We start from the raw sequence: 21651 nt of genomic DNA, 5'->3' as shown, positions 1-21651 counted from the left end.
GCAGGCAGGGTCGCGTGTCTGGTTACCCGATGTTCTGGTGGCAGACAGCTTCGATGTTGTGGCCGTCCGGATCAAGCACGAACGCCCCGTAGTAATTGCTGTGATAGTGCGGGCGCAGCCCGGTTGCCCGTTGTCCCGTCCGCCGGCCGCGAGCGCGGCCTGGTAAAATCGATCCACGGTTTCCCGGTTCTGGGCCGCAAAGGCGACATGGGAGCTTGTTTGCCCGCCGCTCCGGCGGCCGATCCAGAAAAACGCCTTCTTGTTCGCGCCATAGCCAGCGAACGCGTCCTTTTCGGCATACAGCCGTTCGATGCCCAGCGGACGCAGCGCCTGATCGTAGAACCGTTTCGACCGCGCGATATCGGTAACCCCAATCGTGACGTGATCCAACATCCTCGCCTCCGCTGTTTGCCTGCCAGGTGGTGTCCGCTTGAAGTTTCCTTAACTCTCATCCTGTAGGTTTCACACGTCAGGCATTTCGATCGTCCTTGCATCAGTATTTTGTGAACGCTCCAGAAAACAAAATACAACACAAGGGCATCGCGGCGGTTCTCAACCTTCTTTGAGAAGGCATTCGTCAACCGCATGAAGTGCCTCAAGCTCCCTCGCATAATCTCAGCTTCAGGTGCTCAGCAAATGAAGTGCTGATCAAAGCTGGCCCTGCATCACTTTGAATAGACTAGTTAATCGCTCCAATGCGCTTGGACGATTTGGTCTGCGGCTCTGGGTTGGACGCGTTGGTCAGGCTCGACGTGTTTCCACAGCCTGTCAGCCTTCAACACAAGGGTTGTGCACAGACTTGTACACGGGGACGTACCCGGTTTTTCAAAAGCCGGTTCCCCCAAGTGCATGACGAATGCACAGCTTTTCCCGGGGTCATCAACCGGTTTCCCACAGTTTACCGCAGGTTGCCCACCAGTGTTTCCGTCATGCCCGGGACAAGCCCGGCCATGACGACTCATTGGCTCATCCAAACAGCGCCCGGTGATCCCCGATGATCGCGCGGGCGGCGTTGTGGCCGGGGGCGCCGGTGACGCCGCCGCCGGGATGGGCGCCGGAACCGCAATGATAGAGCCCCTTCAGGGGGCCGCGATAATCGGCATGGCCGAGCATCGGCCGCGCCGAGAACAACTGGTTCAGCGTCAGGGCGCCGTGGAAGATATCGCCGCCGAGCAGCCCGAACTGCCGCTCCAGGTCGAGCGGCGACAGGATCTGGCGCCCCATGACGCTTGTGGCAAAACCCGGCGCGTACCCGTCCACCGTCGCGATCATGAGATCGGCGACTTCCTCGCGATGGTCGTCCCACGATGTGCCATCCGGCAGTTCTGGGGCGACGTGCTGGCAGAACAGGCTGGCGACGTGCCGGCCCTGTGGGCACAGCGTGTCGTCCAGGGTCGAGGGAATCAGGATCTCGACCACCGGCTTGCGGCTCCAGCCGTGGTCGCGGGCGTCCTGCCAGGCGCGGTCCATATAGCGCAACCCGGGTCCGATGATGATGCCGGCCGAGAGATGATCGCCTTCGCCCGGCAGCGCCGTGAACGAGGGCAGGGCGTTAAGCGCCACATTCATCCGGAAGGTGCCGGAGCCGCTGCGCCAGTTCCGGATGCGGCCGAGAAATTCCGCCGGCAGCGCATCCGCCGGCAACAGCCGGGTATAGAGCAGCTTCGGATTGACGCTGGAGGCGACATATCCGGCCCTGACGGTCTCGCCGTTGTCGAGGATCACGCCGACGGCACGGTCGCGTTCGACGATGACTTCGCGCACGCCCGCCCCGGTTTCGATCTCGACGCCATGGCCGTGGGCCGAGCTTGCCATCGCCTGCGTGATCGCGCCCATGCCGCCGATGGCATGGCCCCAGACGCCCTTCTTGCCGTTCACCTCGCCGAACGCATGGTGCAGCATCACATAGGCCGAGCCCGACGCGTAGGGACTGGCGTAATTGCCGACGATGGCGTCGAATCCGAACAACGCCTTGACCAGATCGCTCTCGAATCGCTGGTCCAGCATGTCGCCGGCCGAACGCGTGAACAGATCGAGCAGGCTGCGCTGTTGTTCCAGCGACAGACTGCGCAGGATGTTCGCGGCGCCGAGCGCGTTGAAGGCTTCGCGGATGGCGCCGGCGCCGAAGCCTTCGACGAGGTTCGGTGGCGCCCGCAGCACGAACTGCCGCAACACGTCGGCGATGGCTTCCAGTTCGCGGGTGAAGGCGTCGATCTCCGCTGCGTCGTGTTGGCTGAGCCTGGCGACCGACTGGCGGGTGCGGCCTTCGCCTGTCAGTAAATAGCTGCCATCGGGGGCGGGAAGAAAGTTCTGCGCGCGGCGTTCGACGATGCGCAGGCCGTGTTCGCTTAATTTCAGGTCCGACATGATCTGCGGGTTGAGCAGGCTGACGGTGTAGGCCGCGACCGAATTGCGGAACCCGGGATGGAATTCCTCGGTCACCGCAGCACCTCCGACCACCTTGCGGCGCTCGACCACCTTCACGCGCAGTCCGGCCATCGCCAGATAGGCCGCGCAAGTGAGGCCGTTATGCCCCGCGCCGATGATGACAACGTCGGTTTCCGTCATGATTGGTGCACGACTGGTCCCGTCATGCCGGGTTCGTGCCTCGCATTCCCGCAAATGACGAGAGCGTTACCCCGCATTGATCGCCGTGTTGCCATATGCTCCATTGCCGTTTCCGCCGCCGGCTCCCCGCCGGACTCCTGCCGGAGTTTACATGAGTTCATCCGATCCGTCCGTGGTTGCGGACCAGTCTTCCGCCAGCCGCGACCGGCAGGTGCTGATGGTCTACACGGCGGCCATCTTCGTCAGCGCGCTGTTGCTGTTTTCGGTGCAGCCGCTGTTCACCAAAATGGTATTGCCGCGGCTGGGCGGTTCGCCGGCTGTGTGGTCGGTGGCGATGGTATTCTTCCAGTCGCTGCTGCTCGGCGGCTACGCCTACGCGCATTACCTGATGCAACTGCGCAACCGGATGATTCCGGTGGTGGCGCACCTGGTGCTGCTGGTGCTCGCATTGCTGACGCTGCCGCTGGCGATCGCGAGCGGGTGGGGCGAGCCGCCGACGTCGGGCTATGCATTCTGGCTGCTCGGCCTGTTCGCGGTCTCGATCGGGCTGCCGTTCTTCGCGCTGGCGGCCAACAACCCGCTGCTGCAGGCCTGGTTCGTCCGTACCGGCCATCCCAACGGGCCCGATCCCTATTTCCTCTATGCCTCCTCGAATATCGGCAGCTTCCTGGCGCTGTTGTCCTATCCGGTGCTGCTGGAGCCGATGTTCACGCTGCGCACCCAAAACCTGATCTGGACCGGCGGCTATGGCTTGCTGATCGTCCTGATCGGCGCCTGCGGCGTGCTGTTGCTGCGTTCGCCGATGACCGCCGCTGTCGTCACGCTTGCCGGGGACGGCGACGCCCCGGCGCCGCCCTGGGGCCTGCGCGCGCGCTGGATCTTTCTCGCCGCGGTGCCCTCGGGTCTGTTGATCGCGGTGACCGCTCATATTTCCACCGACGTCGCCGCGGCGCCGTTGCTGTGGGTGCTGCCGCTGTCGCTGTATCTGCTGACCTGGGTGCTGGTGTTCCAGTCGCGTCCCTTGTTGCCGCACAAATGGATGCTGATGGCGCAGCCGCTGGCGATCGCCGGCGTCGTCGTGCTGCTCGCGGTCGGCGGTGAGCAAAATCTGCTGCTGACGCTCGGCGGGCACCAGCTTTGTTTCTTTGTCATTGCGATGGCGTGCCACGGCGAACTGGCGCGGACTCGGCCGGCCGCGCGATATCTCACCGGCTTCTACGTCGCGCTGTCGTTCGGCGGCATGGTCGGCGGATTGTTCGCCGGCCTGATCGCGCCGTTCGCGTTCTCCTGGGTCGCGGAATACCCGATCCTGCTGGCGCTGGCGGCGCTGTGCCGGCCGCCCGGCGGGGACGAGCGTTTGCCGCGATGGAGCCGGTGGTACTGGCCGTTTCTCGCCGTGCTCGCGGTGGCGCTGATCGCGCCTTCCTGGTCGAACGGCAAGGTGATGGCGTGGCTCGATGAGCACCGGGTCTGGATGATCGGCGCCGTCGGGGTGCTTTCGGCCCTGCTGGCGCTCGGCCTCAACGCCAGCCGCTGGAAGATTTTCGCGACCGTGGTGGTGGCCCTGCTGTTGCTCCGGGCCTATCCGGCGGACGAGGGGCGGGTTGAGACCGTGCGCAGCTTTTTCGGCGTGCACAAGATCGTGGTGACGCCCGGCGGTTATTATCACGTGCTGATGCACGGCACCACGATTCACGGCGCCCAGAAATTCAGGAATGCCGACGGCACGCCGGTGACCGGGCGGCCGGAGCCGATCACCTATTACCACCAGGACGGCGGCATCGGTCAGGCGATCACCGCGATCCGCGAGCGCAACGGCGGTCCGATCCGCGTGGCGGTGATCGGCCTCGGCTCCGGTACGCTGACCTGCGCATCGGAACCGGGCGAGACCTGGAAGTTTTTCGAGATCGACCAGTCGATGGTCGACACCGCGCGCGACCCGAAATATTTCACCTACATCAGGAATTGCGAGCCGGACCTGAAGCCCGTGATCGGCGACGCGCGGCTGACCTTCGCCCGCGAGCCCGACGGCATCTACGACCTCATCATCGTCGACGCCTATTCGTCGGACGCGATTCCGATTCATCTCGCCACCGAAGAAGCGATGGCAATCTACAAGGACAAGCTGGCGCCGCAGGGCGCGGTGCTGATGCATGTCTCGAACCGGCATCTGGAGCTTGCCAGCGTCGTGGTCGGCATCGCCGATGAAAACGATCTCAAGAGCTGGGTCTACAGCGAGGATTCCAACCGCGACGACGAGTATATCTTCGCCACCGAGGTGGTGGTCTCCGCGCGCGACGAGGCCGATGTCGGCAAGCTGGCATCGTCGGAGCAATGGGCCTTGACCGAGGCCGACGAAACCCAGCGGGTCTGGACCGACGATTATTCCAACGTGCTCGGCGCGGTATGGCGGCGGCTGCGCGACGGCGAGCAGTGAGTTTCAAACACGTGAGAGGAACATCGCAATGCATGACAAGGTCGACGTCCTGATCATCGGTTCCGGCGCCTCCGGCGCGGCGGTGGCGTGGAGCCTTGCCGAGACCAAGATGCACATCCTCTGCCTCGAGCAGGGCGATTGGGTAAAGCCGACCGACTATCCGAGCAACGGACGGGATTGGGAGGCGCGCCTGTTCAGCGATTTCGCGGTCAATCCCAACCGCCGCGCGCGGCCGACCGACTATCCGATCAACGACGACAATTCGCCGATCAAGGTGGTGAATTTCAATGGTGTCGGCGGCAGCACCATCATGTACACGGCGCATTTTCCGCGCCTGCACCCTTCCGACTTCAAGGTGCGCACGCTCGACGGCGTCGCCGAAGACTGGCCGATCGATTACGCCACGCTGGAGCCGTTCTTCGCCGAGAACGACCGCATGATGGGCGTCTCGGGGCTGGCGGGCGATCCCGCCTATCCGCCGAAGCAGCCGCCGATGCCGCCGGTGCCGCTGGGCAAATCGGGTGCCCGGTTCGGCAAGGCGATGAACCAGTTGGGCTGGCACTGGTGGCCTTCCGACACCACCATCGCCACCACCGACTACGATGGGCGGGGACGCTGCATCAATCTCGGTCACTGCACGCCGGGTTGCGCGCAGGGCGCCAAGGCCTCAACCGACATCACCTATTGGCCGCATGCGATCCGGGCCGGCGTCGAACTGCGCACGCTGTGCCGGGTTCGCGAAATCACCACCGACGAGCACGGCATGGCTTCCGGCGTCATCTATTACGACGCCAAAGGTGAGGAGCAGTTTCAACCGGCCGAAGTCGTCATCATCGCCTGCAACGGCGTCGGCACGCCGCGGCTGATGCTGAATTCGGTATCGGCGCGCTTCCCCAACGGCATTGCCAATTCCAGCGGGCTGGTCGGCAAGAACCTGATGTTTCATCCCTACGCGCTGACCTACGGCTATGTCGACGAACCGCTCGACGGCAATCACGGCCCGCCGCTGTGCCTGTGGAGCAAGCAATTCTACGAGACCGACCCGCAGCGCGATTTCGTCCGCGGCTACACCTTTCAGTTCGGCCGCGGCGTTGGTTCGATCATCGAGGCGATCGTCAGCTCCACCGCGGGAAGGCTGGCCTGGGGCGAGGACCATCACGCGTCGTACCGCAAACTCGTGAACCGCCGCATCGGCCTTTCGGCGATCTGCGAGGACCTCCCCGAGGAGCATAACCGCGTTACGCTCGATCCGGTGCTGAAGGACAGTAGCGGCATCCCAGCGCCGAAGCTCGATTATACCATCAGCGCCAACAGCCATAAGATGATGCAACATGGCATCGCGCGCGCCAAGGAAATCCTCAACGCCGCCGGCGCCAGCAATATCTGCGTCGAGAGCCCGATCCTGAATGGCGGCTGGCATTTGCTCGGCACCGCGCGCATGGGCACCGACCCTGAGCGTTCGGTGGTCAATGAATGGGGGCGTTGCCATGACGTGAAGAACCTCTTCATCGTCGACGGCAGCATCTGGGTGACCTCCGGCGGCGTCAATCCGACCTCGACCATCCAGGCGCTGGCGCTCTACATTGCCGACAGCATCAAGCAGCGTCTCGCCAACCTGTTCGACTGAGGACGATCGCCATGCCGAACGACAGCCTTTCCGTCGAGCAAGTCCGCGACCTGCGCGCGCTGGCCGGCGCAATCATCCCTGCGAGCCAGACCTACAACGTGCCGGGCGCCGACGACGAGCGGATTTTCAACGACATCCTCAGAAGCCTTGAGCGCGACCGCGACGATGTGTGCCGGGCGCTGGCGCATCTCGCGACATTTGCGGGCGGCGCCTTTGCCGACATCGAGCCGGAACGCCGCGCTGCCGTAGCGAACGCGTTTCGCGACGTCGGCGGTGCGCCGCTGGCCGCACTGGTTCGCGTGGTGCTGCTTTGTTATTACCGCGACGATCGGGTCATGCGCTCGCTCGGCCAGGAGCCGCGGCCGCCCTTTCCCAAGGGGCATGTCGTCGAGCAAGGCGACTGGTCGCTGCTCGATCCGGTTCGCGCGCGGCCGCCGATCTATCGGCCGGTCGATGGTCGCGCGACCAAGGGAGGAGCCGGATGATCGATGGTCCTGGCACCACCGGTCCGCAGATTCTGGAATCGGCGATGCGATCCGAAAAGCCGCGGAGCGGCGAGGGCGCGTTCAAGTAACGTCCGTCAGTCGTACGGCCCGCGCGACTGATAGTATGGCTGCGGCGCATAGACCTGAGGCGCATATTGCGGCGCGTAACCGCGGTTGTTGTAATACTGATCTTGCTGCTGCGGATAGACCTGCGCGTCATAAAGACGCCGGCTGCTGCGCGGCGCCGGGTAGCGCGCGACATCCGAGCTGCCGTCGGCGGGATAGATGTAACCGTCGTCGGGTCGCATTTGCGGCTGCACCTGAGGCTGCATTTGCGGCGCATACTGGCCGGGCGCCACCGGCTGCGGGGTGATCACGACCGGATCGCCGGCGCCGTCGTATTGCGGAGCTACGTCGCGGCGCGCCAGCGCGGTGTCGGGCCGGCTACGCGGGTTGCGCGCGAGCGCGATCTGCGACGAGCCGGTCAGCGTCACCGTGGTGTTGAGCACGCCTTCTTTTTCCACCAGCGCGTACAGCGTGGTGGCGTTGGCGCGCGAAAGCCGCACGCAGCCATGGGAGACCGGGATGCCGAGCTTGCCCTCGGAATCGGTGCCGTGGATGGCATGGCCGACCTTGGTAAAGAAGATCGAGTGCGGCATCGGCGCGTCGTCGAATTCCTTGGAGTAGTGGTCTTCCTCCATGCGGAAGGTCCGGAAACTGCCGTTCGGCGTCTCGTGCGACGGATTGCCGGTTGAAACCGGCCAGTGATAGCGCTCGATGCCGTCGACCGCGACGGTCATCAACTGCGCATTCTTGTCGACGAGAATGGAGACATTGGCCTGGGCGGCGCCGGTGGCGAACAGCATCAGGCCGGTGAAAGCAACGAGGAAGGAACGCATTTTACCTTTGGCCTCCCGGCCCAGACTACCCAAGCTTTGACTACAGCGCCGCTCTCCGTCCCCGCACCTAATATGCCCGGAATTCCGCTTTGGTTCCAGCGGCCTGCTGGGCCATCGTTAATAGGCGGTGCCGGCGCAAACATGGCGGAGGCGAGGCTTAATCCGGCATGTCCTGCTTTTTCTGGAAAGCCACGCTTGAGCCCGTCTCAACCTGATTCATTGGGACATGCAACCATTTGGCGGGTTCGCCGTTACAGAAGCCCGCCCCGCCGGCCCAATCGCGGCCGGGCATTAAGGAATTCAGATGACGATGAAGACCCGGATCAAGACATCGGCGCTGCCCACCGGCTTGCCGGTCCAATTCCATCTGGCGGCGGCAGCCCTCGCGCTTGCATTGCTCGCGATTCCCCATATCGGACACGCGCAGGGCATCGTGCGCGGAGCGCAGGAGGGTGCGGCGGAAGGCGACCGGGTTGCCGGTCCTGTCGGCGGCGTGGTTGGCGGTGCGGTCGGTGCCGGCGTCGGCGGCGCGATGGGCGCGGTCAGGGGCGTATTCGGGATGGATCACGGCTATCGCTGCCGCGGCTTCTACGATCGCTACGATCATTTCCACTGTTATCGTTGATTTCAATCCCGTCATGCCGGGTTCGGCGCTTCGCACCGCCGCGGAATGACCGCGCGCCTTTATCGCGCCGTCAGTTCTTCAGCCGATATCCGGTCTTGAAAATCCACCACACCACGATCATGCAGATGGCAAGAAACATCAGCGTGATGCCGACGCTGACGCCGAGGCTGACGTCGGCGGTCTCGTAGAAGCTCCAGCGAAAACCACTGATCAGGTAAACCACCGGATTGAGCAGCGTGATGGTGCGCCAGCCCGACGGCAGCATGTTCACCGAATAGAAGCTGCCGCCGAGGAACGTCAGCGGCGTCACCACCAGCATCGGGATCATCTGCAGCTTCTCGAAACCGTCGGCCCAGATGCCGATGATGAAGCCGAACAGGCTGAAGGTGACCGCGGTCAGCACCAGGAAGGTCAGCATCCACCACGGGTGATGAATATGCAGCGGCACGAACAGCCCGGCGGTGGCCAGGATGATCAGGCCGAGGATGATCGACTTGGTCGCGGCCGCGCCGACATAGCCGAGCACGATTTCGAAATAGGAGATCGGCGCCGACAGCAACTCATAAATCGTGCCGACGAATTTCGGAAAGTAGATGCCGAACGAGGCGTTGGCGATGCTCTGCGTCAGTACCGACAGCATCACCAGTCCCGGCACGATGAAGGTGCCATAGCTGACGCCTTCGATCTGGGTGATGCGCGAACCGATCGCGGCGCCGAACACCACGAAATACAGCGAGGTCGAAACCACCGGCGAAACGATGCTTTGCAGCAGCGTACGCCAGGTTCGCGCCATTTCGAACAGATAGATCGCGCGGACCGCCCTGAAATTCATGACGCCCTCACCAGGCTGACGAAGATGTCTTCCAGCGAACTCTTGACGGTGTCGAGGTCGGAAAAGCGGATGCCGGAATTTCTGAGATCGCTGAGCAGGCTGGTGATGCCGGTGCGCTCGCCATTGGTGTCGTAATCGTAGGTCAGCTCGCAGCCCTCGTCGGACAGTTCGAGGTTATACGCCGCCAGCGCCGCCGGGATCGCGTCGATCCTGTTTTGCAGATGCAGCTTCAGGCGTTTCTTGCCGAGCTTCTGCATCAGCGTGGCCTTGTCCTCGACCAGCACGATCTCACCCTTGTTGATGACACCGATGCGGTCGGCCATCTCCTCGGCCTCTTCGATGTAATGGGTGGTGAGGATGATGGTGACGCCCGAGGCGCGCAATGTCCGCACCACCTCCCACATGCCCTTGCGCAGTTCGACATCGACGCCGGCAGTCGGCTCGTCGAGGAACAGGATCTGCGGCTCGTGCGACAGCGCCTTTGCGATCATCACCCGGCGCTTCATGCCGCCGGACAGCGTGACGATCTTGGCGTCCTTCTTGTCCCACAGCGACAGATCCTTGAGCACCTTTTCGATATGCGCCGGATTTTTCGGCTTGCCAAACAGACCGCGGCTGAAGCTGACGGTGGCCCACACCGATTCGAAGGCGTCAGTGTGCAGTTCCTGCGGCACCAGACCGATGCGCGAACGCGCGGCGCGATAGGAGGTGATGATGTCGTGGCCATCGACGGAGACCTGGCCTCGGCTCGGATTGGCGATGCCGCAGATGATGCTGATCAGCGTGGTCTTGCCGGCGCCGTTCGGTCCCAGCAGCGCAAAGATCTCGCCGCGGTTGATTTCGAGGTTGATGTTATCGAGCGCCTTGAAGCCGGAGGCATAGGTCTTGGACAGATTGGCGACGGATATGATGGATGGCATGGGGACTTAAGGCAGGAGGGGGTGTCGGGCATCAACAGATAGGAACGCTCGCGCAATTGCGCAATCGCTCACGCCCGTTCCACAAAACTATCGACCACCTTTTTCTCGCCGGCTTTTTCGAACGCGATGGTGAGTTTGTTGCCGTCGATTTTGACCACCTGGCCGTAGCCGAATTTCTGGTGGAACACCCGGTCGTGCAACGAGAACTCCGACGTGGTGCCGGTCGATTTCGCGACCAGCTCGCCTTCGATGGTCATGGGGCTGCGCTTGTTGCGCGCGCCGGAGGCATCGCTTCGCGAGCCCGAGGTATCGCTACGCGAACCTGAGGATTCGCCGCTGGATGAAAATGGTGACTGGCTTTCATTGAAACCGCCGCCGGCCTGTCCTTTGCGGCCGCTTTGGTTGCGCGCCCGGTTGGCCTGCGCGCGCTGCCAGCCCGGCGTCGTGTAGCTGGAGCCGAACGATTCCACATTGTCGAAGCGCGAGGGGCCGTAGCCGCTGCTGCCGCCCCAGCCGGAACCGCCCTTGGATTCCGTGATCTCGACATTGTGTACCGGCAGTTCATCAAGAAAGCGCGACGGGATCGTGGTCGACCACGTCCCGTGAATCCGCCGGTTGGTGGCGAAGTAGAGCTTGGCGCGGCGGCGGGCGCGGGTCAGCCCGACATGGGCGAGGCGTCTCTCTTCTTCCAGTCCGGCGCGGCCCTGTTCGTCGAGGGTGCGCTGGCTCGGGAACAAGCCCTCTTCCCATCCGGGCAGGAACACGTTGTCGAACTCCAGCCCCTTGGCCGAATGCAGCGTCATCAATGACACCGCCTCGTCCTCGGCGCCGCCGTCGCGGTCCATCACCAGCGAGATGTGTTCGAGAAAACCTTGCAGGTTCTCGAATTCCTCCATCGAGCGCACCAGTTCCTTGAGGTTGTCGAGGCGGCCGGCGGCATCGGCCGAGCGATCCTTCTGCCACATCTCGGTGTAGCCGCTCTCGTCGAGCACGATTTCGGCCAATTCCGTATGCGAAGTCACCTCGCGTTGCGCACGCCAGCGATCGAAACTGACCAGCAGATCGCGCAACGATCCCCGCGCTTTCGGCTTCAGCTCATCGGTCTCGACCACGGCGCGCGCGGCCTCCGACAGCGGAATCCGGCGCTTGCGGGCGTGGTCGTGCAGCAGCTGCACCGTGGCGTCGCCAAGGCCGCGCTTCGGCACGTTGACGATGCGCTCGAAGGCGAGGTCGTCGGCCGGCGAGTTGATCACCCTCAGATAAGCCAGTGCGTCGCGGATTTCGGCGCGCTCGTAAAACCTCGGACCGCCGATCACGCGATAGGGCAGGCCGAGGGTGACGAAGCGGTCCTCGAATTCGCGCATCTGGAACGACGCCCGCACCAGGATCGCGACCTCGTTGAGATTGTTGCCGGCGCGCTGCAACTCCTCGATCTCCTCGCCGATGGCGCGGGCTTCCTCCTCGGAATCCCAGGAGCCGGTGACGGTGACCTTTTCGCCGTCGACATCTTCGGTGCGCAGCGTCTTGCCGAGCCGTCCCTCGTTATGCGCGATCAGGTGCGAGGCCGCGGCCAGGATATGGCCGGTGGAGCGGTAGTTGCGCTCGAGCCTGATCACCTTGGCGCCGGGAAAGTCGTGCTCGAAGCGCAGGATGTTGTCCACCTCGGCCCCGCGCCAGCCGTAGATCGACTGGTCGTCGTCGCCGACGCAGCAGATGTTCTTGAGGGGCGAGGAGGGCGCGCCTATCTGCTCCCTCGCCCCGCTTGCGGGGAGATGGTCGGGGTGAGGGGGACTCTCAGCGGGCACCGCGTTCGCGTTTGGCTCCCCCTCACCCGACGCACTTCGTGCATCGACCTCTCCCCGCAAGCGGGGCGAGGTAAGAAAACTCGGCGGCTGCGACAGCAGCCGCAGCCACAGATACTGTGCGACGTTGGTGTCCTGATATTCATCCACCAGGATGAACTTGAAGCGGTTCTGGTATTGCCGCAGCACGTCGGGATGTTCGCGAAACAGCCGGATGTTTTCCAGCAGCAGATCGCCGAAATCGGCGGCGTTGAGGATCTTCAGCCGTTCCTGATAGCTCGCATAGAGCTTGCCGCCGCGGCCGTTGCCGAACACTGCGGCCTCGGCCGGCGGCAGTTGAGACGGCGTCAACCCGCGGTTCTTCCAGCCGTCGATCAGGCCGGCAAGCATCCTCGCTGGCCAGCGTTTGTCGTCGATATTGTCGGCCGTCAGAAGCTGTTTCAGCAGGCGGACCTGGTCGTCGACATCGAGCACGGTGAAGTTGGATTTCAGCTGCACCATTTCGGCATGAAAGCGCAGGATACGCCCGCCGATCGAATGAAAGGTGCCGAGCCACGGCATGCCTTCGACGGCCTGGCCGAGCATGTGGCCGAGCCGCAGCTTCATCTCGCGCGCCGCCTTGTTGGTGAAGGTCACCGACAGGATTTCATTGGGGCGCGCCCGGCCCATGCTGAGGATGTGGGCGATGCGCGTGGTCAGCACCCGGGTCTTGCCGGTGCCGGCGCCCGCCAGCACCAAGACAGGCCCGTCCAGCGTTTCCACCGCCTCGCGCTGCTCGGGATTGAGCCCTGCGAGATAGTGCGGGGTCGCCGTCGCGCGCGCGCGCGCGGCGATGCCACCGGCCGCGGGCTGATGGTCGGGCACGCCGTGATGGGGCAGCTTGTTCGGCTCGGTCATGCGAATCGTCTTGGCCCCACGATGGCACCGTGAGGCGGTGGAGGGGAGCCTTCATAGCAGGATTGAAGGGCATATAGGGCTTCGGCGGGCGATTTGACAGCAGTTATCCCGCCGCGCGGGCCCGCACCGGTTCGGCCACCGGCGCGGATTTGTTCCTTCGGAGGCGGCCTTTTTTCGCCGTTGCAGGCCGGCGGCCCCGCCGGAACCTTTGTTCCGATCCCGGCTTATTTTAACAATCCGCGCGGCGGCTTCGGCCGCGCCGATGTCGAAACAGAATGTGGAAACAGAGGTCGTGTCATGCTGAGCTGGGTCGTTACGTTCCTGATCGTCGCGCTGATCGCCGGCGTGCTGGGCTTCGGCGGTATCGCCGGGGTATCCATCGAAATCGCCAAGACCATCTTCTTTATCGCGGTGGTGCTGTTCCTGATCTCGGCCGTGATTGGGCTGGCGCGCGGACGCACCCGCGTCTGACGTTTCGCTATTTCGAAGGCATCGCAATCTTCCGGCCGATGCCTTCGGGGCGCGCGATGGCGCGGTGGGCATTCGCGACCGCCTTGATGCGGGCGCGGATATCGGGAGGAAACGGCGCGGTCTTTCGCGCAATCATGTCGATGTGAATGGTCATGTTTTCCGATGTGGCGGAGAGCCAGCCTTCGCTGGCGTGACGCAATTCCTCGAACGTATGTAGCCGCTTCTCGTCGGCTCCGACCAGCAGGATCGAAACCTGGACGGGATCACCGAGATGGATCTCCCGCAAATAGCGCACGTGGCATTCGGCGGTGAAGGTCGAGCCGTTTCGCGCCTTCATGTAGCCGGGGCCGATCCCGAGCTTGAGCCATAATTCGTCGATGGCGCGGTCGAACATCACATTGTAATAGGCCATGTTGAGATGGGCGTTGTAGTCGATCCATTGCGGCTCGATCTGCATCACCGACGACAAAAACGGCGCCGGCCGCAGCAGTAGTTCGTCGGCGGCGGCTTCGCGCGTCATTCCCGTCTCCATTTGTCCGATGATCCCTTGACCCCTTATATATCCTTTGCCACGGTCCTGGAGCGGGAGGATATCGCGTGGGTTTGACCGTCACCAATCACTTGAAGCGGCCGGAACCGGCGGCGCTGGCGAGCACCATTGAAGCGCTGGCCGCGCGGTTCGGCAACCGCCTGATCACCTCGCAGGCGGTGCGCGACCAGCACGCGCATACCACGACCTGGCTGGCGCCGCAGCCGCCGGATGCCGTGGTGATGGCGCAGGAGACAGCGGACATTCAGGACGTGGTGCGGATCTGCGCTCATTTCGGCGTTCCGGTGATCGCATTCGGCACCGGCACCTCGCTGGAGGGGCAGGTCAACGCCCCGGCCGGCGGCGTCTGCATCGACCTGCGCGACATGAACAAGGTGCTTGAGGTCCATGCCGAAGACCTCGATTGCGTGATCCAGCCCGGCGTCACCCGCAAGGCGCTGAACGAGCATCTGCGCGACCAGGGCGTGTTCTTTCCGATCGATCCCGGCGCCGATGCCTCACTGGGCGGCATGGCGTCGACCAGAGCCTCCGGCACCAACGCGGTGCGTTACGGCACCATGCGCGACAATGTGCTGGCGCTCAAGGTGGTGCGCGGCGACGGTGGCATCATCAAGACCGGCACGCGCTCGAAGAAATCCTCCGCCGGCTACGATCTCACGCATCTGTTCGTCGGCGCCGAAGGCACGCTCGGAATCATCTGCGAACTTACCATCAAGCTGCGCGGCATTCCCGAGACCATCGCCGCCGCGGCCTGTTCGTTCGACAGCGTGCGGGGCGCCTGCCAGGCGACCATCCTGGCCATTCAAACCGGCATTCCCGTCGCGCGTATCGAGCTGCTCAACGCCGAGCAGGTCCGGGCCTGCAATTCCTATTCGAAACTGTCGCTGCCGGAGACGCCGCTGCTGCTGCTTGAATTCCATGGCAGCGAGAACGAGGTCGCCGAGCAGTCGAAGAACTTCCACGAGATCGCCAAGGAGTGCGGCGGCGGCGATTTCACCTGGACCACCAAGCCCGAGGACCGCACCAGGCTCTGGCAGGCGCGCCACGACGCCTATTGGGCGGTGAAGGCCTTGCGTGTCGGTTCCGGCGTGGTGGCGACCGATGTCTGCGTGCCGATTTCGCGGCTGGCCGATTGCGTGACCGAAACCGAAGAGGATTTGAAACGCCTCAATCTGCAGTCGCCGATCGTCGGTCATGTCGGTGACGGCAATTTCCACTGTTCGCTGCTGTGCGATGTCGATGACGCCGACGAGATGGCGCGCGGCGAGGACTTCATGCATCGCCTGGTGGAGCGCGCGCAGGCAATGGGCGGGACCTGCACCGGCGAGCACGGCATCGGGCAGGGCAAGCAGAAATATCTGGAAGCCGAACTTGGACCAGAGGCGATCGACGCCATGCGCGCGCTGAAGCGGGCGCTCGATCCGCAGAATATTTTCAATCCCGGAAAGATCGTGCCGGCGGTGTAGGCCTGTATTCACAATACACCGCTGCGAATTGTACCATGGCGATTTATGCTTGAGGGTATTCAGGGCGGGGCGATGTGGTGGTTCAGCAAGGACAAGCGCGAGGAAGTCTGGGACGAAGCGATCCAGTGGCCGATCGGCGATATCGAAGCGGCTCACAAGATACGCGACATCTGCCGCTCGGCTACCGATAGTGCCGAAAAAGTAGCCGCCTTTACCGGCCGCCCGGATAACAAAAAGCACCAATACGAGAGCGAAAGGTACGAACACGCCGCCAAGACCGCCATGGAAATCGCCATCAAGATTTCCGATGACCTGTTGCGCGATTCCTCGGTACGCCAGATCGTGAACCTGTGCGTGACGGCCAATAATTTGAGGACAGCGCGGGTACTGTTTCGCGCGATTCAGGCGGTCTCGATGAGAGAAGACGTCCTGAACGAGCATCCGATACTGCGGGAGTGAGCTTGCTTCGACTGCGCAGCCTCGTCGGAAAGCGTGTGTTGGGTTAGCGCTTCGCCGGCTCACGCAGTTTTTGTCTTTGCGCGATCTCTTCGTCGGTCAATCTTGCATCATAGATCGAGCGCGGTTCGATCAATCGCGAAACCAGCGTCGCCATCACCACGGCAAGCAATAAAGGCACGATGAATGACCGGTCCTGCCCGGTCAGTTCCATCATCAACACGACAGCCGAAATGGGTCCCTGCGTGGTCGCGGCCAGCACAGCGCCGGCGCCAACAATGGCAACGAGTGCCGGTTGCACGTCCGGCCAAACGAGAGCAAAGACTTGGCCGACAACCGCGCCGAGCAGCGCCCCCAGCGCCAGCGATGGCGTAAACAAGCCTCCGGGCACGCCGCTCCCCAGGCACAGCACGGTCGCGGCCGGTTTGAGAACCAGCAAGGCCAGCAAAAGCGCGAACGGAATCTCATTGGCGAATGCAAGCTGGGCGATGTCCTTGCCGTTCCCAAGCAATTGCGGGAACGGGATCGATACGAGCCCGAGCACTCCGAGCGCCAGTACCGGAGCAATTAATCGCCGCCCGTGCCTTGGCCTGTTTCGATCGGCCCATGCGATCGTTCGCACAAACCCAACCGACACGAGACCGGCTATCGGTCCAACAAGCAGCGCCAGGGCCAGATTGATCGCTGAACTATCGAAATGAGGAATGATGTAGGTCGGCGCATCGGGCAAAACCACAAACGCGGTTGCCGTTGCAATGAGCGAGGTCAAAAGCGCCGGCAACACCAGCCTCAAAGCCAGCATTCCGCGCAGGACTTCGAGCGCGAACAACGCGCCGCCCAGCGGTACGCCGTAGGCCGCAGCCATGCCGGCTCCCGCCCCGCAAGCAACCAGCAGTCGGCGTTGTTCGTCGGACAGGCCGGTTTTGTCCGACAGGACATTGGCGATGACCGCGCCGGCCTGCTTGGGCGCGCCTTCGCGTCCGAGCGAAGCACCCATTCCAACCAGAATAACGGACAACACCGCACTGCCCAATGTGCGTAATGCCGGCAACCGCCCCGCGGAAAACCAGATTGCTTCGGTGATGTCGATGCTGTTGCTGCTGGTCAGACGCACCAGGACGATCTGGCCGGCGCCCGTCACGAGTCCCGCTCCCAAAAGTACGACAATGTGCCGCCAGGGCGTTGCCTGGGCAGCGGCGTCCAGCAAAGTTGCAGCGTTACCGGGCCACATGATGTGCTGGACGGCCTGCAGCATCAGCGTCAGTGCCGCAGCGCTTGCGCCGGTGCCAAGACCGGTGAGCACGATCGCCAGCCAAAAGCGCCAGCCGGCATTCGGACCAAGCCTCGATATCGTCGCGCCGGGAGAATCGTCGCTCACTTCGTTCAAGGCCCTGTTACAAAAGTCCTCATACATTCTGTAACCATGACGCTTCCGAACTGCACGTTTTGTTTATAGAGGCAAACGGACATCTCCCCGTTATCTCGCCGTCCGCCATTCGAGGTCAATTAGTCGAACACCAATCCCCCGGGCATGATTGCGCGTTGCCGATCCGGGGGCGGCAAGGTTATGCTCCCGTCAAAGCGTCCGGCGGTCCCAGCTTTTTGAGGTTGCCGGCTGGCACAATTAACGCATCGGGAGGATATAAAATGACACAGCGTCTATCACGCCGCAGTTTTGCCCTCGCTTCGGTTGCCGCCATTGCGGCGCCGGCGTTTATCCGCTCCGCGCGGGCCGACGAGCCCATGCGCCTGCGGCTGTCGCTCGATACCGCGCCTTCGCATCTGCGCAACGTCTCGATGAAGGACTATCTCGGCAAGGTCGAGGCCGCCGCGGGCGGCAAGATCAAGACCGAAATCTTTGAGAGCGGACAGCTCTATCCCGATCTCGAAGTCGGCAAGGCGCTGATCCAGGGCCAGGTCGAGATGGCGGCGCCCGGCAGCTGGACCATCACCGGCATCGTCTCCGACGCGGATTGTTTCCAGCTTCCGGTGCTTTACGGACAGCCGATCGACCTCATTCACAAGGTCATTGACGGCAAGCCTGGCCAGTATCTCAACGGCCAGATTCAGCAAAAGCTGCGTTCGCACGTGCTCGGGCCGTATCTCGATCTCGGTTTTCAGAACTGGTACAGCTCCAACAAGCCGATCGCCAGCCTGACTGACCTCAAGGGCATGAAGATCCGCAACTCCGGCGGTGCAGGCCAGGCGTGGCGCGCCCGCTTCCTCGGAGCGATCCCCAATACCACGGCGTGGCCCAACGTTCCCCTGGCGCTGTCGCAGGGCACCTTCGATGGACTGGTCAGTTCGAACGAAAGTCTGGTCAGCGCCAAGCTCTGGGATTCCGGCGTCAAATATGCGCTGGAGGATCATCAGTTCATCGCCGAATATATTCCGCTGGTGAGCCAGGTGTTCTGGGACAAGCTGTCGCCCGATCTGCAGAAGACGATGACGGACGTATGGGCGCAGAACATCCCGGCCTATCGCGCCAACATGGCGGCGGCCCAGACCAAGGCGCGCACCACGCTGCAGGAGCATGGCATCAAGTTCTCCGACCCGACCGCCGAGCAAAGCGCTGCGGAACGGAAGCAGATGATGGCCGAGCAGGACCAGATGGCGAAAGAGATCAAGGTCTCGCCCGAGATGGTCAAACTCATCGTGGCTGAAACCACCAGCGGCAGTTGAGCATGGCATCGACGGGGGCCTGGTCGAAAGCGTCGGCCGCACTCGGCTGGTGGGATTGGATCGAGGAGACCCTGGTGGGCCTTCTCGGTCTTGTCGCGCTGGTGATCGGGCTGCTGCAGGTGATCGGACGCTACATCGATCCCGGGCGGGCCATCAGCTACGCCGAGGAAGTGATCGTCTATCTCATCATCTGGGCGATCATGATCGTCTCCAGCCAGCTCGTGCGCCGCGACGGCCATGTCCGCCCCGACCTGGTGCTGCGGCTGCTGCCGCCGCGATACCTGCGCCTCGTCGAGATCTTCAATTGCCTCGTCGCCATCGTGTTTTGCGGTTCGCTGATCTGGTACGGCTGGCAGATCGTCGACACCTCGCTGTTGATCGACGAGACCAGTTCGACCGACCTGCAATTTCCGATGTGGATTTACTATCTCGCTTTGCCGGTAGGCAGCGCGCTGATGCTGCTGCGTTACATCATGCGGCTGGTTCGCTTCACGCTGTATTTCGATCCGGCGACGATGACCGTCGGCCATGTGTTTCAAGAAGAAATGCCGAGCGGGTTATCGCCTCCGCTCGCCGACCGCTAGAAGGGCGGATCGCCGGTCCCCAGCATGCTGACCCTGCTTTTCCTGGTGTTGTTCTTCGGGCTGCTCGCAGCGGGGATGCCGATCTTCCTGGTGCTCGGCATGTGCGCCGGCATCCTCTACATCGCCACGGGCCAGCCGCTGATCGGCGCGGCGCAGATGGTGATCAACAAGCTCAACTCGACCACCCTGATGGCGTTGCCGCTGTTCGTGATGGCGGCCGCCTTCATGCGCTCGGGCGGCGTCGCCAAGGCGCTGGTCGATGTCGCCACCGCGTGGCTCGGCGGCATCAGGGGTTCGCTCGGCCTCGTCACCGTGGTGGCATGCACGCTGTTTGCGGCGATCTGCGGCTCGAGCGTCGCGACCGCGCTGGCGATGGGAACCATCCTGGTGCCGGCCATGATCGAGCGCGGTTATCCGCGTTCGTTTGCGCTCGGCGTGGTCGGCGCTTCCGGCACCATCGGCATTGTGGTGCCGCCGAGTCTCGCCCTCATCCTGTACGGCATCGTCGCTGAGCAATCGGTGCCGCGGCTGTTTCTGGCCGGCGTTCTGCCCGGCCTGCTGCAGGCGGCGGCGTTCGCGGCGTGGGTGCTGTACGACGCAAGGCGGCGCAACTTCCCGGTCGAGCCGTCGCTGCCGATGGCCGAGCGGCTGCGCGTCACGGCGCGGGCGGTCCCGGCGCTGGCGGTGCCGCTGGTGGTGACGGTCGGCATCTATGGCGGCGTCGTCACCGTCACCGAGGCGGCGGCGCTGTCGGCGGCGGTGGCGTTACTGGTTTCGCTGATCTTCTACCGCGGCTTCCACTGGACCCAGACCCTGAAGGTGATCACCGACGGCATCCGCAGCGCCGCAACCATCATGCTGATCGTGGCGACCGCGCTCGCCTTCGGCCACTGGATGACCGAGTCCGGAATCCCCAACCAGCTTGTGACCTTCGTGGTCAATCACGGTTTTTCCACCTGGCAGTTCCTGCTCATCATCAACGGCCTGCTGCTGGTGCTCGGCTGTTTCCTCGAGGTCACCGCGACGCTGCTGCTGGTGCTGCCGATCCTGGCGCCGGCGCTGAAGCCGCTCGGGGTCGATCCCGTGCATTTTTCGATCATCTTCACCCACAACATGGAAATCGGATTGGTCCATCCGCCGGTCGGTCTCAATCTTTTTGTGCTCGCGACCATTTCGTCGGCGCCGATCGGCGAGGTGATCCGCGGCATCCTGCCGTTTCTCATCCTGCTGCTGATCGTGCTCGGCATCATCACCTACGTGCCGATCCTGACGCTGTGGCTGCCTAACGCCGTATTCGGCTGAAGAACCCGCCGCCCTGCCGGCATTGCGAAACTATCGTCGTTCGCCAATAGTGGCTCGAATCGCCGCCCCAAATCGATGTGGAACAAAGACTTGATGAAATCCGTGATGTTGAATGCCACGGTCGCTCTGGTGGCGGGACCTATGGCGATGATGGCGTCCGCCATGGCCCAGCAACCGGTGAAGGTCGGCCAGGCCGAAATTATCCGCAACGAAGTATTGAATGTGGGGGAAGCCCAGTTGATTCCGATCAACATCGGCGATGTGGTGGTGCGCGACGAGGTCGTCCGTACCAGCGCCGACAGCGATGCAAGAATCGGCCTGCTCGACGACACCAAACTGACGCTCGGCCCGGTCTCGACCCTCAAGATCGATCGGGCGGTCTATTCGGGCGAGACCAGTTACAAGCAGATCACCATCCGGCTCACCACCGGTGCTTTTCGATTCATCACCGGGGATTCCGACAAGAAATCCTACAAAATCGAAACGCCGTTCGCGTCAATCGGAATCCGCGGCACCATTCTCGATATCAAGGTGACGGCGAACCAGACGCTGGTTTCGCTGCAGGATGGAAAGGCAAGCGTTTGCGCCGGCACGCAATGCACGCAGCTCCTGAAACGGGGAGAGACCGCAAACGTGCTGCGTGAAAATGGCGTCACGCAGATCACGCGCGAGTTGACTCCGTCGTGGACTTTTGCCTCGGTCTGCGCGGCCAATTCCGCATTGTGCGCGCCGCTCCCGGTCGCGAACGTGCTCAAGAAGGCCAGCTTGCCGGTGCCGGTGCTGCCGGGAAACAAGCCGGCTAAAATTGGCAAAATTACCCGATTTTGTCCGAACGGCCAGCCGACGGTGAACGGTCAATGCGGACCCACGCAAACCGCGCGCGATAGTTCGTTGTCGCTTCTCAACGATCCCGCGCGCGACAGCACGCTGCCACTTCTCAACGGCCCGCTTTCTCCTTCCACACCTTCGCCGCTCGGTGGAACGGATCTGCCGCAAGTCAATCCGCCCGGCGGCCGGTTATCAATCCCGACGCTCAGGCGGTAGAATT

18 protein-coding genes and 1 pseudogene are annotated in these 21651 nt (G+C 63.2%); 11 read left to right on the top strand and 8 right to left on the bottom strand.

Annotation, left to right across the window (positions count from 1 at the left end):
• Positions 1 to 22: 22 nt before the first annotated feature.
• Together E7813_RS02860 and E7813_RS02855 are read right to left on the bottom strand one after the other, a co-directional pair.
• Positions 23 to 393: pseudogene (locus tag E7813_RS02860) on the bottom strand (VOC family protein).
• Positions 394 to 966: 573 nt separating this feature from the next.
• Positions 967 to 2568 (bottom strand): NAD(P)/FAD-dependent oxidoreductase, encoded by a 1602-nt coding sequence (locus tag E7813_RS02855; protein WP_291570655.1) that lies wholly within the window; start codon positions 2566 to 2568, stop codon positions 967 to 969.
• Positions 2569 to 2719: 151 nt separating this feature from the next.
• Between E7813_RS02855 and E7813_RS02850 the strand changes: the two genes are divergently transcribed.
• Genes E7813_RS02850 through E7813_RS02840 form a run of 3 tightly spaced genes read left to right on the top strand, consistent with a single transcriptional unit; the run spans position 2720 to position 7117 of the window.
• Entirely contained in the window at positions 2720 to 5005 is a 2286-nt protein-coding gene (locus E7813_RS02850) for a fused MFS/spermidine synthase (protein ID WP_291570653.1), read from the top strand.
• Positions 5006 to 5033: 28 nt separating this feature from the next.
• Positions 5034 to 6632 carry a GMC family oxidoreductase gene (locus E7813_RS02845; protein ID WP_291570651.1) on the top strand — a complete coding sequence of 533 codons (1599 nt, stop codon included), beginning with the start codon at positions 5034 to 5036 and terminating at the stop codon, positions 6630 to 6632.
• An 11-nt stretch (positions 6633 to 6643) separates the two neighbouring features.
• Positions 6644 to 7117, top strand: a complete 474-nt coding sequence (locus E7813_RS02840) for a hypothetical protein (RefSeq protein ID WP_291570649.1) — start codon at positions 6644 to 6646, stop codon at positions 7115 to 7117.
• Between the two features lie 95 nt (positions 7118 to 7212).
• Here the strand turns inward: E7813_RS02840 and E7813_RS02835 are convergent, their stop codons facing one another.
• Complete coding sequence (locus E7813_RS02835; RefSeq protein ID WP_291570646.1) at positions 7213 to 8016, bottom strand: L,D-transpeptidase; 804 nt, start codon at positions 8014 to 8016, stop codon at positions 7213 to 7215.
• 310 nt (positions 8017 to 8326) lie between these two features.
• On the opposite strand from E7813_RS02835, the gene E7813_RS02830 reads away from it, so the two are divergent.
• Complete coding sequence (locus E7813_RS02830) at positions 8327 to 8641, top strand: hypothetical protein (RefSeq protein ID WP_291570698.1); 315 nt, start codon at positions 8327 to 8329, stop codon at positions 8639 to 8641.
• Between the two features lie 70 nt (positions 8642 to 8711).
• Here E7813_RS02830 and E7813_RS02825 read toward each other — a convergent pair whose 3' ends face one another.
• The 3 genes from E7813_RS02825 to E7813_RS02815 all read right to left on the bottom strand — a co-directional run bounded on the left by E7813_RS02825 (position 8712) and on the right by E7813_RS02815 (position 13092).
• On the bottom strand, positions 8712 to 9473 hold the full coding sequence (locus E7813_RS02825) for an ABC transporter permease (protein WP_291570644.1): 762 nt from the start codon (positions 9471 to 9473) through the stop codon (positions 8712 to 8714).
• Positions 9470 to 10393 (bottom strand): ABC transporter ATP-binding protein, encoded by a 924-nt coding sequence (locus E7813_RS02820; protein ID WP_291570642.1) that lies wholly within the window; start codon positions 10391 to 10393, stop codon positions 9470 to 9472. Before E7813_RS02820 ends, E7813_RS02825 begins: the two co-directional genes overlap by 4 nt.
• Positions 10394 to 10461: 68 nt before the next feature.
• A complete protein-coding gene (locus E7813_RS02815) occupies positions 10462 to 13092 on the bottom strand; it encodes a UvrD-helicase domain-containing protein (RefSeq protein WP_291570640.1) in 2631 nt (876 codons plus the stop codon).
• Positions 13093 to 13389: 297 nt separating this feature from the next.
• Between E7813_RS02815 and E7813_RS02810 the strand changes: the two genes are divergently transcribed.
• A complete protein-coding gene (locus E7813_RS02810; protein ID WP_291570638.1) occupies positions 13390 to 13563 on the top strand; it encodes a DUF1328 domain-containing protein in 174 nt (57 codons plus the stop codon).
• Positions 13564 to 13570: 7 nt separating this feature from the next.
• Here E7813_RS02810 and E7813_RS02805 read toward each other — a convergent pair whose 3' ends face one another.
• Positions 13571 to 14083 (bottom strand): thioesterase family protein, encoded by a 513-nt coding sequence (locus E7813_RS02805; RefSeq protein WP_291570637.1) that lies wholly within the window; start codon positions 14081 to 14083, stop codon positions 13571 to 13573.
• Positions 14084 to 14160: 77 nt separating this feature from the next.
• Here E7813_RS02805 and E7813_RS02800 point away from each other — a divergent pair, with 77 nt between their 5' ends.
• Positions 14161 to 15579 carry an FAD-linked oxidase C-terminal domain-containing protein gene (locus E7813_RS02800; RefSeq protein WP_291570635.1) on the top strand — a complete coding sequence of 473 codons (1419 nt, stop codon included), beginning with the start codon at positions 14161 to 14163 and terminating at the stop codon, positions 15577 to 15579.
• Between the two features lie 45 nt (positions 15580 to 15624).
• A complete protein-coding gene (locus tag E7813_RS02795) occupies positions 15625 to 16038 on the top strand; it encodes a hypothetical protein (RefSeq protein ID WP_291570634.1) in 414 nt (137 codons plus the stop codon).
• Positions 16039 to 16081: 43 nt separating this feature from the next.
• On the opposite strand, the gene E7813_RS02790 is transcribed toward E7813_RS02795, so the two are convergent.
• Positions 16082 to 17413 (bottom strand): chloride channel protein, encoded by a 1332-nt coding sequence (locus E7813_RS02790; protein ID WP_291570632.1) that lies wholly within the window; start codon positions 17411 to 17413, stop codon positions 16082 to 16084.
• Between the two features lie 269 nt (positions 17414 to 17682).
• On the opposite strand from E7813_RS02790, the gene dctP reads away from it, so the two are divergent.
• The 4 genes from dctP to E7813_RS02770 all read left to right on the top strand — a co-directional run bounded on the left by dctP (position 17683) and on the right by E7813_RS02770 (position 21647).
• A complete protein-coding gene (gene dctP / locus E7813_RS02785) occupies positions 17683 to 18717 on the top strand; it encodes a TRAP transporter substrate-binding protein DctP (RefSeq protein ID WP_291570630.1) in 1035 nt (344 codons plus the stop codon).
• 2 nt (positions 18718 to 18719) lie between these two features.
• Positions 18720 to 19301, top strand: a complete 582-nt coding sequence (locus E7813_RS02780) for a TRAP transporter small permease (RefSeq protein WP_291570629.1) — start codon at positions 18720 to 18722, stop codon at positions 19299 to 19301.
• A 24-nt stretch (positions 19302 to 19325) separates the two neighbouring features.
• A complete protein-coding gene (locus E7813_RS02775; protein WP_291570627.1) occupies positions 19326 to 20603 on the top strand; it encodes a TRAP transporter large permease in 1278 nt (425 codons plus the stop codon).
• 93 nt (positions 20604 to 20696) lie between these two features.
• Positions 20697 to 21647: a FecR family protein gene (locus E7813_RS02770; protein WP_291570625.1), complete on the top strand. Its 951-nt coding sequence runs from the start codon at positions 20697 to 20699 to the stop codon at positions 21645 to 21647.
• The last annotated feature ends 4 nt before the right edge of the window (positions 21648 to 21651 follow it).

This window comes from Bradyrhizobium sp., from assembly GCF_004799405.1.
Taxonomy (GTDB): domain Bacteria; phylum Pseudomonadota; class Alphaproteobacteria; order Rhizobiales; family Xanthobacteraceae; genus Bradyrhizobium.
The sequence above is the reverse complement of the archived record's forward strand: the minus strand, read 5'-3'. Positions and strand labels throughout refer to the sequence as shown.